Below are 14,603 nucleotides of genomic sequence, written 5' to 3'. Positions count from 1 at the left end.
CCGCGGATACTGGCACAAACCAGAAGAATCCGAGGCCGCTCTCCCCGAAGGTCGGCTCCGCACCGGCGACAGCGCGATCGTCGACCAACAGGGCTGGGTGTACCTGGTCGACCGAATAAAAGACCAGATCAACGTCTCCGGGTACAAAGTCTGGCCGCGCGAGGTCGAAGACGTCCTCTACGAACATCCGGCCGTACTCGAAGCGGCAGTTGTGGGCGTCCCGGATGACTATCAAGGGGAGTCGGTCGCAGCCTACGTATCTCTGAAAGATGGACACAACACACAAGCCGACGAACTGACCTCGTTCGCCCGAGGCCGTCTCGCGCCGTACAAGCGCCCCAGGATGGTGAAGATTCTTGCTGAACTGCCGAAAACGCAGACCGGCAAGATTCGCCGGGGAGCGCTACGTGATCAACACATGACGCCCGAACCGCAAGACAAGGGCAAAGTCAACGAATCGCTGTGAGAATCGCCGGACGCGCCAAGGCTGTGTACTGACTCTATGGCAGTTGCAGATTGTTGATCGCTGACTGGAGTCGTGCAGTGACAAGATGGCCGGGGCCTACGAGTCGAAATCGTCCTTTGTGCTCCTCAAGCACGCCAATGAACGGTGACGACAGTAAGTGTAAGGCGTGGACGATGGTGTCGTGGGGGGTTCCGAGGCTGCGCAAGTCACGACGCAATTCGCTGGGACCGAGCCAGTTTCCTTCGTACATCGGGTTCTCGTCACGCATTTCGAGTTCCAGCTGCGTAATCACGGCGCCCAGTACGCCCAAAAGCTGCATACGTGTCCCATGGTAACGCTGAAGCTCGGGGTCTCGCTGATCGGCGGTCAGATCAGTATCGAACAGCACCTGCAACTCGCGCGGCGAGAACGGCGTCTTTGAGTGTAGGACTACCGCGTCAGCGAGAGTCTGCGCGTGTAGAACCGCTATACGGGCATCAACACCCGCCTCAGCGTGGACATGACGATGAAACTCTGGGCCGACCAGAACTGTTGTGGACGCACCGATTTTGGCGCGATGTTCCCGAAGCCTCTGAGAGCTGACTTCATGATCGGAGACCGGGCCGTCTGCGGACGTCTTGGCTTCAACTGCAAGAACAACCTTCGCCGCTGGTACAGGAAGGACGGCAGCGACATCCGTTTGTGCGCTGCCCGACAAGTGCTCGACGTCGAGGCCGAGGTAGTCCAACGCATCGTGGACAGCCAGCTCGAACCGTTTCGGGTGACGGCTGTCATGCATCGCCTCGATCAACTCGTTCGAGAGCAGAGATGCGGTATCCCCCGGAGTTGCAGGCGGGACAGATTCCTCGGGAGAATGGGTCCGCTCCGACACCCTTTCGATGCGGACCGCAATCGGTAGGGACTTGAGCAGAGCTCGGCCTGCGAGAGTGAGCTGGAAGCGCTGGTGGTCGAACTTTTCCAGGACTCCGCACGCGCGCAGCAGCGCGAAACGTGACCTTATACCTGGCACGCGCAGTGCTTCGCGGCCATACTGTGCGCTAAACGAGGCCACCGTCGCCGCGTCTGCAGGGCCATCGTTAAGAACCTGAAGGATCTCGCCTACGAACCACACCCTCGCGTGGGCAATCCGCACGAGATCCAAGTCGTCGTTGCTTTCCAACCATGCCGCCGCCGCATCGGTGGCAGTCCATCGTCCCATCCGTACCCGTTCGATGAGCCCGAGGGACTTCAGTGACGCGCGTGCCTGTCGCGCTGAGACCAGCGCAAGTCCGTAGCGCTGGAATAGGTCATCCAGATCGTCGTCGCCAGCCTCGGAAATGGCAGAATGAACCGCCTCCTTCAGCACCTCAAGTTGACTCACGCCTTCTGGGCTTGGCAAGAGCAGACTCCTCGCTTCAGACCGCCCATTGTGCCCTTGCCGGCCAATCGAACTGAGTATCTGATCAATCACGGGATGCGCCGATGTCACCTCGGGAACAGGATCGACCTTTCCAATGTCTGGCTTACCAAGCGGGAGCCAATCCAGTAGTGCTGCGCCCGCTGCGGTCAGATGGACTGCGCCGTCGTAGAGTTCTACGTGGCCTGAGGCCCGCAACCAGGTGGTTCTCTTTCTGACCTGGTCCAGGGCTGCCCAGTTCATACAATATTGGCTGTTGGCGGACACACGGAGTTCATCGTGCGAGCGCGGGCCATCGCTCAGCAGACACAACAGTTCACCGACCAGCCGGACATGTCGATGAAGATGTAGAATAAGCCTCTCCGGGTCCTGAGCGTGCATCCATTGCCTAATCCCTTCAGTCAGCGCAACCCGATTCCCGCGGCGACTGACAAGGCTCGGACCCAACTTTTTGACAAGCTCTGCAATGGCCAGGGGCTCATCAATTCCTGGCACACTTACGGTTTCATCTGCATCCTCAGCGCCGACCAGAGCTTCCAGGACGGGCGCCATGCGATGGATCCACTGCTCGCCCGGGCCAGGGATGGTGGGCATAGTCTGGATACGATCACGCCATCCGAGCGGTTCGTAGTCTTCAACGTCACTGCCGGCGTGATTGCTCATGCCAGAACGGTACCGACTCTCGACAGAAGAAGGTTGAGAACCCGCACAATCATTTGGCGTGACGATTGATCACGAAGTCATCGAAGGAGACTTGTTCGCGCCAAGGTATTATCCCGAACAATTCCGTCGTAAAGCCCCGGAACCTGGTCGCCGCCAACCAGCCTGTTGCGCAGCTGGGCATCAGCACCCCAGTCGGCCTATGCCTGGAGCAGACAAGGTCTGGTCGCCGTCGGCCAATGCCCGGGCGCGATGAGCCCCGAGCAGCCCAAACGGGTCACCGAGCACCGGGATTAAGAGGGTGCAGAGCCTATTGAATGAAACACAGCCCAGGGCCGTCGTGGCGAGGCGCCCTCACGTCAGGATAGGACTGCTGCTCAAATTTTGCGTAGGAGACCGGTCACGCCAGCAAGGAGCATCGCGAGAAGTATCCAACTGCCTACACGAAGCACTGCCATAACGATCGGTAAATACCAGGGTGCCTGCGAACTTATCACCCAGTCAGGTCGCGGTGTAGCCGCAGCAGCAGGAATGACATTATTAAGCGCATAAATCCCCGACTTCAGGCAAGGGTAGGCTGGAATCAACTCGCAAGGAGTGGATCCGTCAATTTCGGGAGGTGGGGATTCATTGTTGCGCGTGGCATGATCAATGGCCGCAGCGCGCGCAACACTCGGGTCGACCGGCACATAGTTTTCCTTATTGTTGATGATCATTATCCCGGTCACTATTCCAACTAAAACTAGCCATACTGCGGAGCGTGCAGGCTTATAGCCGAATCCAACCAAGGCACCGTAGATCCACGATGATAATGAATCTAGCAATCTTTCCTTATGGGCACTTCGCTTGGCTGCCTGATACCTAAGATATCGCGAACCGCTATGATCTCCATTCTTATCGTAAACATCCGCCACGGCACGCCAAGGCTGCATCAGGAAGGCGGGATCGGTAGGCTTTCTTACTGCCTCTGCACTATCTTTGAGCCATATTGAGAGCGCCCGATAATTGGAACGTATATACCCAGATATATCGCCAACTTCCCATCCACTGAAGTCTGCCATGATATTAGGCGGACCAGTTGGGTCAGTCCAGAGTTCAGAGATTTTCGTTCGCGAAAGATCTACGTGACCTTGGAAGATCTGCACATTTCGCAGTATCAACACATTTATTTTCGAGTGGGCAAATGTCACCTTCACACCCATAGAGCCATGAATGGCAGCTCCTCGAAGGTCGACTTGTTGGCCTACCGTGACGGCATGAGCATTGATTTTACCTAGCGCCGTCAGGCCTGTCATTGATAAGCTCCCTGCTATTTCTGCCGTATCCAAGGAGAGGGCGCGCCCTTCTAAATTAAATATACCGGCCGAGCTGAAATCGACTTCGGCTCCGAACTTTGCACCCACGGCGAGAACCTCACCCTGAGCGACAAGCCCACGTGCGTATACACCGAGGGTCACACGACTTGCGCTTAAATCCAGGGCAGCACCCTCGCGGGCCAGCATCTTGGCATCGACTAGGGACAGCTGCCCGGATATATCTACCCCTAAGGCGCGGACAGTTCCAGACGTTTCTATCTTGTTGACGAAGAACGACCCTGAGATACATATTCCGTCGAGCTGAAGGCAGTAACTTCCGAGACTTGATATTTTTGCTGATACTAGCGATACCTCTCCGCCTACTTCTCCGCCAGAGAGACTCATTGCACCTGAAACTTCGATCTCATCAGCGTTAATTCCATCAGTGGCGGTCAAACTTTGCAGGGTTACAGCGGGTTCATCTCCATTGTTAATACGCGCGCCATACATGGATAACTTGCCGTCAATTCGAGCGTGTACCGCGCTGAGCTTTCCCTGTATTTCGATGAAGTCTACATACAATCCGCCAGTCATGTGAGCAGAATCCAGGAATAGCGCCAAAGCATACTTATTGTCTATTCGCGCGTCCATCATTGCAAAGTTTCCTTCGATGCGTGCGGCTGGCGCGCGAACGCACCCGACTACGCGTGCTTTATTCGCCGAGAAGCCTCCGGCGACACGTATCCTATCGAGTATCAACGCGTCGTCGAGCGGGGCGGATATTTTGGCACTGCTTAGAGAAAGGTGACCTTCAATGCGGCTTCCAATCATGTCAACGGCGCCTTTTGCGACGAGTCCGGGAGCTAGAAAATCGCCCTGGATCCTTGCTCGATCTAATTTAAGCGCCTCGCCTTGGTAGTTCTGCAAGACGGTTGCCTCTAGTTCAACCGTTCCATCGACCTGTAGTCCAACTCCCGATACGCCTTTCGAAGAGTGAACTACTCTGAAATGGAGGTCTCCTGAGATTCTTACATCCTGCAAGTCCAATGACTTAAAGGTTACGACTTGAAATCGCAGAGAATGCAGTTTGGATAGGGCCATATTTATGGATCCGTGAAAGGTGCATGCCGTGAAAATGAGCGGGTGCTTCAGATCTACAAATCTGAGGTCCACGTCTCCCACAATGTGCGCTCCGCGAATCTCGACGCCGACGGGATCCGAGTGGGAGTCCGCAGCGAGCAGTCCCTGCCGTAGATCGCGGCCTGAGATCAGTGTTTGCGGACACCAGCCCGGCGGAAGCCCGGGCACCTGTTCAGCCCGCTCCCAGAACTGCAGCAAGTCGAGCGGATTGCCTGTTCGAGCGGCCTCCTCGATTCGGGCGATCCAGCTTTCGGCTACCTCTTGGCTTGTCACCTTCCGATTGTCCATCAGGGCCTTCTCGGATGACTTCTGGCGGGCCAATAGTGGCCCGGCGTTGTCATTTGAGGCATGCCTGGTGTATGCGTGCAAAATAGATACGAGGGGCTGTCGTTAGATCGCCCCGGCGCTGGATGTTCTCTTGTGCATGTGTAGCAGCTCCCGAGCTAAACGGTCCTCATCCAGCCACTTCCGTTCCTCCGCCAGCCGGTAACCCCACTGCTCGGCCACGATCGGCATCCGACGACGCGGCCTGCTCCTCGCGCATGCGGCCACGATAGCCCGCACGATCTCATTCGGAGAATCTACTGATCGCGCTTCCTCCTCCGGCCGTTCCTTCAGAACTATCCCAGGTACCGGCACGACGGCCAGCCTCCGAGCACTCATGGAAACTGTCCCGGTTATGAGACTCAGGAACGCGCCGCGCCTTCGGGCCACACCACGTCCACAGCCAACCCTCGCTCCCGCGCCAACTTCACCACGCTGCCGGTTCCCCCGGCCTCGCCGCCCTCCCCATCCCACACCGCAACCAGCCGGTCAGCTGACCCGAGCAGCGCCTCGTTCGCCGCCTCATACGCCCCTCGGCCGGCCTCATCGAAATCCATCACCCGCACTTGGGCCGCACGCGCCACCAGCTCATCGAACAACGCTGCGTGATCCGGCTTCACCTTGGCTTCACGGTAATTCCGAGAGGGCAGCACCACCTCGAGCCGGCCACCGGCCTCGAGCACCGCTTGCGCGAACACCGAATCGGCTCCCCGGGCAATACAGCTCACGCCCATCAAATCGGGAACCTCGGCCAGACGCCGGGCGATCTCTTCGCGCACCAGCACCGCAGTTTCCTCAGTGATGTTCATGTGCCCGGTCACAGCGACCCGCATTTTCACTCCTGTGCATTGACCAGCGGGCGCATCCGGTCGCGCAGCTCAGCGATCGCAAGGTTGCCTTTCGCCCGCTCTGTTCGTTTGTAGAGCTTGCCGACCTTGACCCGGACCCGATCCGACCGGGTCCGTTCAACGACGTCCAACGCATCATGGCCTACCCGGCAGGCCTCCTCCACCTCGCCCTGGATAACCCGCACCTCCGCGAGCCCGAGACGATCCAGCGCGACGCTACGAATCCGGTCCGGACGCCGCGATTGCACGGCCAGTTCGATATGTTCGGCCGCTTCACCTGCGAATACAGGCTTCCGGCGCGACATGTCCAACAGGCGACCGCCGATCGTTCCCGCCAGTTCCGCCGCATCGAAGTAGTGCACCCAGAACGGATCGGTTGCAGTCTGCGAGTCCGCGAACCGCTCCTTCGCCTTCTCGCATGCGCGCCGGAACCCTGATGGACGTTCGAGCTTGCTCATTGCCCAGGCCTCCCGCGTGTACAGCATTGCCTCCACCGTTGGCGTGAGGGCTCCTGCCCCGCGGTCGCGGGCTATCCGGACCAGTTCCAGAGCGTCGGCCGCTCCCGCGTCGCCATCGAGACCCAGAAGTTGCCGCGCCATTCCGGCAAGCGCGAACGCGCAGAACGCGGGGTCGTCCGCGTGGCTCGCGGCGCGGGCAGCGAGCGCGTAGTACTGCTGGGCTGTGGCCTGCTGGCCGGAGTCCCAGCTCATCGTTGCCGCGGTCTCGGCGAGCTGCGCCAGCACAGCCCACAGTCGTTTCTCCACGCGCACAGGCTGCCGTTCCCGCAGCATCTCGTTCACTTCCGCCAGCTGGCCGACGACCGCCTTGCGCCGCAGCCCGCCGCCGAACTGGTCATCCCAGTCCCGGAATGACCGAGCCACGTTTTCGAGCTGTTCGACCTCCTGCATGCCCAGTCCCATCGGCTTGTCCACCTGCCGTGGAGCGTCATCGAAGAACAGCCATCTCTCCATAGTCTCGAGCAGGCCGGCGCCGACCGTAACTCCCAGAATGGCCTGCGTGGCATGGCGCCGATCCATTGTCAGGTCCTTGCGTGTGAATTCTGCTGTCGCAGTGACACAGTCCGCAGAGTGCGAGTTGTTCCAGACCGCTCCGGCAGCACTGGTTGCCGGACTCTGCGCGCCCAAACCAATAGCAGCCGCAAACTGCGCCCTCTGTTCGACAGTTGCGCGGGCCAGGGTCGTGTCCATGATCCGGGCAAAGTCTTCGGACAGAGTCACCCAGGCACCCCGTTGTGCCCACTTCTTGATAGTCGGAACACCAACTCCGGTGATCTTCGAGAACTTCGACTGCGTCACCCCGAGTGCACGCCGGAGCTCGGTAGCTTCCGCGCCGGTCCACGTAACCTGCATGCCCATATGCTGCCCCTAACGGGAGTCCGGTGGTACGGACATTATCCCAAGGGAGACTGCGGTATACCCCGATCGTCTTCACGCAGGCATCGGTACGCGGCGATGGTGAGGGGGCCGCCCGATGCTCGACTTCTGTGATTGTTTCCGAGCCCGGTGGTCCAGCACCCATCCCAGCAAACCATGAGGTGACCCATGGGCAAGTTACTGCCGCTTCCCGTCCGCCGGCCCGTCGACCGCGCAGTGGCCCTGGAGTGTCGGCACGCCAGTCGGCTCAATGACCGCGCTCTTCTGGAACGGATCGCGGCTGGACTACGCGAGTTATGCGACACCCACCCAACAACCTCCCGAGCAGACCTCCCGATCCGTGGCCACTCGCGGCCCGACCAGGCGGCACCATGAACCACTCGACTGCCTTCGGCTGGATCGACTTCGACCTCAGCATTGCTCCGGAGTGGGACCACGCCCAGATACACCGACTCGCCCGCCACCTCGGGTACCGCCTCGTGTGGCCCGACGAACGATCGGTGCTCCGAGTGGCCGACCAGGCACGCAATGCCCGGGCCGACCTGGTGATCCTGCCTGCACCCGACCACCTGAGCCCGCTCGAACTCAACGCGGTCATGGACGTAGCCGATGTGGAAACCGTCGTGCCGCGCCTCAGCTTCGCCCGCTGGGCATTCGCGAAGGTAAGCCCATGAGCGCCCCGGTGGCAGTTGGCTTCGCCATCGCGATCGGGCTGCCGCTGCTGGTGATCGCGGCGACGATCTGGTGGCCGTAATGATCGGAGCACCGAAATACTTTGCGCACCAGCACAAGCCGGCTGCGACCTACCTCGACGTCGCCGCCAACGACCACGGCGACGAGAAAGGGCTACTCGTGCACCGGGCATTACGACGCATCGAATCAGCCGAACCGCATATCGTCGAAATCGGCCCGGGTGGCGGCGCTGCCGTCGACTACCTCGCGACGCGGGCAGCAGAGGATCCACGCCCTGTACGACTCACACTGGTGGAAGCACCCGGCGTCTCCTCGGTCTCGCTCACGGACGCGATCGCGCGGTTCAACGCGGTCGGGTCGTGCGTGCTGGTGCACGGATGGGCTCAGGACATCGGGCGACTGTTGCGCGAACCGGTCAACGTGATCAGCGCATCCGCCCTGATACACGAGGTCTACTCCTACGGTGGCGCCTACACCGGGCTGCACACCTTGATGCGCACACTGCCGACGTGCTCCATCCCTACGGCTACTTCGTCTACCGCGACGTCTACGCCGTCGCCGCACCGAGCCTGCACGAGCGGGTCGTGCAGTCCTACAGCACACAATCCTGGTTGCAGTTCTGGCGCATGTTCGTCCCGCACTACCTGCGCGAAGCAACCCATCCCTACCACCATCACGACGACGAGGTCGTCGCCGGTAAGAACTCGCGCATTGTGCCCGTGGCCGAACTGGATACCCGGGTGTGCGCGGTGATCGAAGCGCCGGTCGGGCTGTTCCGCGAGGTGCAACGGCACTACATCACCTGCCGCGACCATGTCTGGCGTTCCGGGATCCTCGGGTTTCGGCCGGTTCTCGACGGACCACTGTCCGGAGACTGGATCGACTTCCGGACCGGCCACAAACGAGTCCACTACACGCCGACGGAATCGGATCGGATGCCGACGATGCAACGGGCGAACATCCTCGCGGTGAGTGGACCGTTCGACGACCACCACGTGATCGACGGAGATATCTTCGACGCCGTCAGCGACGTAGCCCTGATGGCGTTCATGTCCGCGGCCGAACAGGGCGCCGACGACTGTGTGCGAACCTGGGATTCGTGACTGACATCCGAACGATGAATGTCAGTGGGGGCTGGAACAGTTGTCGCTATGGATGAACGAAACGTCGTAGTCGCAGGTGCCTCTCTATCCGTTGAACTTTCCGGGCACGAGACGTTGCCCCCGCTTCTGCTGCTCCACGGCGGGATGGGGAGCACCGACGACTTCGCCGAGCTCGTGCCCCTCCTTGCTCATGACCGCCGGGTGATCTGCCTGGACAGCCGCGGACACGGACGCTCCACCCTGGGCGACGTGCCGTTGAGCTACCAGCGCCTCGAGTGGGATGCGCTCGCTGTCCTGGACGAGCTCGGCGTCGCGCGTGCCGACGTGATGGGATTCAGTGACGGAGGCATCGTAGGGCTCCGACTCGCCGCGCATCACCCGGAAAGGGTCGGGACGCTGTTCACGATCGGTTCAGACTGGACCTTGCCGGAGGCGAGCCGCGCGTTCCTGTCGCAGGTCACCCCGCAATGGTGGTGCGACCGCAACCAGAATGGCCCTTACTCCGAGGCGGCCTACACCGCAAAGAATCCGGAGCCTGACTTTGCACGGCTGGTCAGGGAGAACGTGACCATGTGGATCGACGACACCAACGCGACCGGATACCCCGGCGAGGACATCCGGAAGATCAGCGCCCCGGTCGTCATGATCCGCGGCGCCGACGACCGCCTCTCCAGCCACGATCTCGCCGTCGCTCTCCTACAGATGCTTCCAGGGTCCTCGCTGCACGAACTCCCTGACGCCGGACACGAGGTCGCCGCCAGCCGACCCGCCGCCGTCGCCGAGATCGTTCGTCAGGACCAGACTCACACGGTCTGAGAATGCCTCGTGATTCAAGTCCCCGAGACGCCACATCTGGTTGCCCCAGCCACCCGCCACCTCACGGATGGTCAGGCCCGCAAGGTCTGGATGTTGTTCCCGCAGCACCTCCAGGCATGGACCAGTTGCCGTTGTCGGACCGGCAAACCAGCAGGACTTCACGAATGCGGCTGCGCTCGGGCACCACTGGCAGCAGCGGACCGGAGCCGTCACGCAGGGCCGCCGAGCGGTGGGTGATCGAGCACGCGGGGCTGGTACTCGACCAGCTGGATGCGGTCGTCGAAGGTGCGGTGCTCGGTCATTTCGAGGGCGACATCCGGATAGCCGTCGTAGATGCGTTCTGCGCCTGTGGCTCCGGTGATCACCGGGAACATCACGACCCGGAAGCGGTCGACGAGGCCGGCCCGCAGCAGGGACCGGCACAGGCTGAGGCTGCCGATCGTGCTGAGGAGCCCGGTGCCAGTCGACTTCATCGTGCGGACCGTCTCGACGGCGTCGTCGCGGACCAGCGTGGAGTTGGCCCACGTCAGTGGCTCCTCGAGCGAGGAGGAGAACACCACTTTGGAGGCTCGCGTCAGCTCATCGACCGTCGCCTCTTCTTCGGGCCTGAACTCGTCTTGGCCATCGGGGACCTCGCCGGCGGCGAAGCCCGACATCAGGCGGTAGGTGGTCGCTCCCATCAAGTAGGTGGCCTCGGGCTGCTCGCCGAGCCAGGCGAGGTACTCCGGGCCCTCGAGGCCCCAGAATCCGGGCCAGCCCTCGCCCGAGGCGTAGCCGTCGAGTGAGGTGATGAAGTCGACGAGAAGCTCCGACATGGCGGTGTCCTTTCCTAGGGTGTCACCAACTGTGACCGGCCAGGAGCCACAAACTCATCGGCCGCACCGTGGGGCCGAATCAACGGCCGGTCGCCGCATCGTGTTCCGATCCCGGTCATGACCGCGGGAGCCCGCGTCACGTGTCAGTCGCGTTTCGCCTCGTAGCGCAACAGCACTGCGCCGCCAGCGAAGGTGCGGTTCTCCACCAGTCGCAGCGGTATCCATGACGGCAGTGTCGGGAAGAACGGGGTGCCGCCGCCAACGGCGGTGGGCGTGACCACGATCCGGTATTCGTCCACCAGTCCGGCCCGCACGATCGGTGCGGCCAGCGTCGCACCGGCCACTTCCAGCCTGCCGTCGGTTTCGGCTTTCAGTTTCCTCACCACCTCGACCGGGTCACCGCGTTCCAGGCGGGAATTCCAATCGACCGACTCCAGCGTGCGTGAGAATACGACCTTGGGCATATCGCGCCAGATGCGGGCGAAATCGACGGTCCGAGGGGTGGCGTCCGGATCCTCGTCGGCGGTCGGCCAGTACGCCGACATCAGTTCGTAGAGCCGCCGCCCGTAGAACGACAGGGCGGTCTCCCGCTCGAAGTCGTTCCAGTACTGGAGCAGTTCGTCGCTCGGATCGGACCAGTCGATGTTGCCTTGTGCGTCGGCGATGTACCCGTCCACCGAGACGTTGAAGCCATAGATGAGTGTGCCCATAAGGATCAGACTGCACCGGAGGCCGGAATTCATCGGGATGCGACACGAGAATCGTCAGATCCTTGTCGGCGGGCAGCACCCGGAACACCGCGGGTAATGGCTGTGGGCCGCACATCGTCGGTGCGGCCCACAGCAGTCGCGGCATCGAGCTGTTACGGGTGCCGCTTCATGATCTCGTACATGGCGGTCCAGCTGTCCTTCCCATGACCGGCGGCGATCGTGCGGTCGTACAGCGACTTGACCGCGCCGGGCAGGGCCAGGTCCACACCGGATGCCTTTGCTGCGCTGACGATGTGATCTGCGGATGCGCCCATCATTGCGGCCGTGGCCTGACCACCGGGGTGGTGGCCGGCGTCGAGGTTCTCGCCGAGGGGCGTGCCGGCTTCGGCTTCGGCGGCGAGCATCTGCCCGGTCCCGATGACCATCTGGATCGCTTCCGGCGCGAACTCGGCCGCGCTGACACCGGACGCGTTCACCAGCGCGACAGCGTGCGCGACCGAGGCAAGGGTGGTCAGGAACACGTCGATGTGTGCCAGGTAGTACAGCTGCGCCAGGCCCACATCGGTACCGAGGAAGCGCGGGTTGCCGATATGCCGCAACACCGGCACGTGGGCGTCGAACACGGCCTGCGGCCCGCTGTAGAAGACGTAGGCGGATTCGGTGCCAACCGTCGGAGCCGGTGTCATGACGCCTCCGGCCATGAATTGGGCGCCGTGTTCATCGGCCCAGACGGCGGCCTGACGGGTAACGTCCGGCGAGTCGGAGCTGAGGTTGACGATGGTGCGTCCCGCCAACGCTGACTCGGCGGTGGAGAGGATGTCGTACATCGCCTGGTAGTCGGTGAGACTCAAGACGACCAGGTCGCTGGCTGCTACTGCCTCGGCGGGGTCGGCGGCCAGCCGCGCGCCCGCATCGACCAGTGGTTCGGCCCGCGATGCGGTGCGATTCCACACCGTGACCGGGTGACCGGCCTTCAACAAAGTGCGAACCATCGCCTGTCCCATGGGACCGAGGCCGATGAAGGTGACGGGGCTCTTCGTGGTGTTCATGGCGAGTTGTTCCTGTCTAGTGCGCGGGGTTGACGAAAGACTCGAAGATGCGGTCGAAGGACTCGGCGCCGTATCCATTGGCGACATGACGGTCGATGAGGTTCTTGATGTGCTCGAACATCGTGGGATTGACGCCCTGTTCGACTGCCGTCCGGTGGATGGCGTCAGCGGCGGCCTTGCTGAAGTTCAGATGTTGCACATCGGTGGAGTAGTCGCCGGAGTCGATAGTCGCCGCGATATCGGGAATGGATGGGGTGACCGCCGTCAGCCAGGGCACCGCCCGCTGCGCGAACTCGCCGGCGGTTACGCCCGAGGCGCCGACCATCGCCGCACCGTGCATGAACCCGGCGAACATGATGTACATCGCGGACAACAGCGCGAAGTCCCACAGCGAAGCCAGGCCGCCGTCCTCGCCGAGGTAGGCCGCCTCGCCCCATAGTTCCAGTACAGGCCGGTACTGTTCGTGGACCGCTGCGCTTCCGGAGTACAGGATCGACGACTGTTCGGTGCCGATCATCGCCGGGCCGGCCATGATGCCGCCGTCCAGGTAGGCGATCTTGTTGGCCGCGGCCCATTCCGCGAGTTCCCTGGCCTCACTGGCCGAAGTACTGGTGAGGTTGATCAAGCTGCGACCCGACAGCACCGCCGTCGAGCTGTCCAGGGTCATGTGCACAGATGAATGGTCCAGCAGGCACGTGACCACGAGTGGGCTCGCCTCGATCGCCTCGACCGGTCCGGTCGCCTCGGTGACACCGAGTGCGGTGAGGTCCTCGGCTCTGCCGGGTGTACGGTTCCACACCGTCACCGTGTGGCCTGCCTCGGCCAACCGCCGCACCAGGGCCCGGCCCATCGAGCCCAAACCCAGCACCGTCACGTGGGCAGGGTCGTTTTCAACCATTGTGTTCAGTCCTTATGAGATCAACGCTCGTGTGAGTCGTAAGGGTTGAGCTTGCCGACGCGTCGAACCGATGTTGGCCGCCCACAACCGATGTCGGCAAGTACCTACAAAAAAGTCCGGTACCCACCTACAAGTAAGCAACGAGGTGGAGGCCGACGCCGACCGAGAAAATGATGTACAGCCCGACTGGGCCGATCCCCACCCGACACGGCGCCGCACCACGGACCCTCGACACCAGGAGACTGTGATCCGAATCACTGCATGATGGTGTCGAGACCGGCCCGACGGCTCCGAGGTAGCAGCGACAACCCGTTACCGAGGAGGGAAACCGATGACCTTCACCGCCACCGCCCCGACCGCCCCCGCCACCCTTCATGTGCGGAACCGGGCCACCGAGCGCTTGTTGCTCGCCGGTGCTGCCGCCGGCCCGCTGTTCTTCGTCTCGGCGGTCACCCAGATGCTGACCCGAGAGGGTTTCGATCTCACCCGGCATCCGATCAGTCAGCTCGCGACCGGCGATCTCGGCTGGATCCAGATTCTGACCTTCATCACCGCGGGGATGGGTGCGCTGGCGCTTGCCGCCGGCATCTCCCGCACGATCACCACAGGAACCGGGCGGCGGGCACTGCCGATTCTGGTGGGCATTTTCGGAATCGGTCTGATCGCATCGGGCGTGTTCACCATGGACCCCGAAAACGGGTTCCCGGCAGGCACTCCTGACGGACCGGCCGCGCAGATGTCCTGGCACAGCATCGCGCATTCGGCCGCGGCCGCGGTGGCCTTCACCGCTCTCGCGATCGCGGCCCTGGTCCTGAGTGTGCGGTGCGCTCGCCAGAGCATGGTGCTGCCGGCCGTCGTAAGTGCCGTCGCCGGGCTGGCTCTGCTGGTGCCGATGTCCACGGAGTACATGAGCATCCAGATCGCGATCAACGGCGCGGTCGCCTTCACCTGGACCTCCGTGGTGGCGCTGTCCCAGTGGCGCCACCACGCCTGAGT

13 protein-coding genes are annotated in these 14,603 nt (G+C 62.1%); 5 read left to right on the top strand and 8 right to left on the bottom strand.

Annotated features, from left to right (window positions below; translation table 11 throughout):
• Nucleotides 1-466 (top strand): AMP-binding enzyme (locus tag QH168_RS14735; RefSeq protein WP_280235209.1); only part of this gene is annotated, 466 nt, incomplete at its 5' end.
• Between the two features lie 34 nt (nucleotides 467-500).
• Here the strand turns inward: QH168_RS14735 and QH168_RS14730 are convergent.
• From QH168_RS14730 to QH168_RS14715, 4 genes are all read right to left on the bottom strand, one after another.
• Nucleotides 501-2,525 (bottom strand): hypothetical protein, encoded by a 2,025-nt coding sequence (locus tag QH168_RS14730; protein ID WP_280235208.1) that lies wholly within the window; start codon nucleotides 2,523-2,525, stop codon nucleotides 501-503.
• A 374-nt stretch (nucleotides 2,526-2,899) separates the two neighbouring features.
• Nucleotides 2,900-5,230 carry a hypothetical protein gene (locus QH168_RS14725; RefSeq protein ID WP_280235207.1) on the bottom strand — a complete coding sequence of 777 codons (2,331 nt, stop codon included), beginning with the start codon at nucleotides 5,228-5,230 and terminating at the stop codon, nucleotides 2,900-2,902.
• A 413-nt stretch (nucleotides 5,231-5,643) separates the two neighbouring features.
• Nucleotides 5,644-6,114, bottom strand: coding sequence for a hypothetical protein (locus QH168_RS14720; protein WP_280235206.1), 471 nt, complete (start codon nucleotides 6,112-6,114; stop codon nucleotides 5,644-5,646).
• A gap of 2 nt (nucleotides 6,115-6,116) precedes the next feature.
• Entirely contained in the window at nucleotides 6,117-7,505 is a 1,389-nt protein-coding gene (locus tag QH168_RS14715; protein ID WP_280235205.1) for a hypothetical protein, read from the bottom strand.
• A gap of 389 nt (nucleotides 7,506-7,894) precedes the next feature.
• Here QH168_RS14715 and QH168_RS14710 point away from each other — a divergent pair, with 389 nt between their 5' ends.
• The 3 genes from QH168_RS14710 to QH168_RS14700 all read left to right on the top strand — a co-directional run bounded on the left by QH168_RS14710 (nucleotide 7,895) and on the right by QH168_RS14700 (nucleotide 10,135).
• Nucleotides 7,895-8,197, top strand: a complete 303-nt coding sequence (locus tag QH168_RS14710) for a hypothetical protein (protein WP_280235204.1) — start codon at nucleotides 7,895-7,897, stop codon at nucleotides 8,195-8,197.
• A gap of 528 nt (nucleotides 8,198-8,725) precedes the next feature.
• Entirely contained in the window at nucleotides 8,726-9,319 is a 594-nt protein-coding gene (locus QH168_RS14705; protein ID WP_280235203.1) for a hypothetical protein, read from the top strand.
• 48 nt (nucleotides 9,320-9,367) lie between these two features.
• A complete protein-coding gene (locus QH168_RS14700; RefSeq protein ID WP_280235202.1) occupies nucleotides 9,368-10,135 on the top strand; it encodes an alpha/beta fold hydrolase in 768 nt (255 codons plus the stop codon).
• A 209-nt stretch (nucleotides 10,136-10,344) separates the two neighbouring features.
• Here QH168_RS14700 and QH168_RS14695 read toward each other — a convergent pair whose 3' ends face one another.
• The 4 genes from QH168_RS14695 to QH168_RS14680 all read right to left on the bottom strand — a co-directional run bounded on the left by QH168_RS14695 (nucleotide 10,345) and on the right by QH168_RS14680 (nucleotide 13,583).
• On the bottom strand, nucleotides 10,345-10,950 hold the full coding sequence (locus QH168_RS14695) for a dihydrofolate reductase family protein (protein ID WP_280235201.1): 606 nt from the start codon (nucleotides 10,948-10,950) through the stop codon (nucleotides 10,345-10,347).
• A 143-nt stretch (nucleotides 10,951-11,093) separates the two neighbouring features.
• Nucleotides 11,094-11,660, bottom strand: coding sequence for a dihydrofolate reductase family protein (locus QH168_RS14690; protein WP_280235200.1), 567 nt, complete (start codon nucleotides 11,658-11,660; stop codon nucleotides 11,094-11,096).
• 152 nt (nucleotides 11,661-11,812) lie between these two features.
• Complete coding sequence (locus tag QH168_RS14685; RefSeq protein WP_280235199.1) at nucleotides 11,813-12,787, bottom strand: NAD(P)-dependent oxidoreductase; 975 nt, start codon at nucleotides 12,785-12,787, stop codon at nucleotides 11,813-11,815.
• A complete protein-coding gene (locus tag QH168_RS14680) occupies nucleotides 12,726-13,583 on the bottom strand; it encodes an NAD(P)-dependent oxidoreductase (protein WP_280235198.1) in 858 nt (285 codons plus the stop codon). The genes QH168_RS14685 and QH168_RS14680 overlap by 62 nt, the downstream gene beginning before the upstream one ends.
• Nucleotides 13,584-13,938: 355 nt before the next feature.
• Between QH168_RS14680 and QH168_RS14675 the strand changes: the two genes are divergently transcribed.
• Nucleotides 13,939-14,601 carry a DUF998 domain-containing protein gene (locus QH168_RS14675; RefSeq protein ID WP_280235197.1) on the top strand — a complete coding sequence of 221 codons (663 nt, stop codon included), beginning with the start codon at nucleotides 13,939-13,941 and terminating at the stop codon, nucleotides 14,599-14,601.
• Nucleotides 14,602-14,603 lie beyond the last annotated feature (2 nt).

It is taken from the genome of Nocardia cyriacigeorgica (assembly GCF_029868385.1).
In the GTDB taxonomy this organism is placed as follows: domain Bacteria; phylum Actinomycetota; class Actinomycetes; order Mycobacteriales; family Mycobacteriaceae; genus Nocardia; species Nocardia cyriacigeorgica_F.
This window is presented reverse-complemented; position numbering and strand designations above follow the sequence as displayed.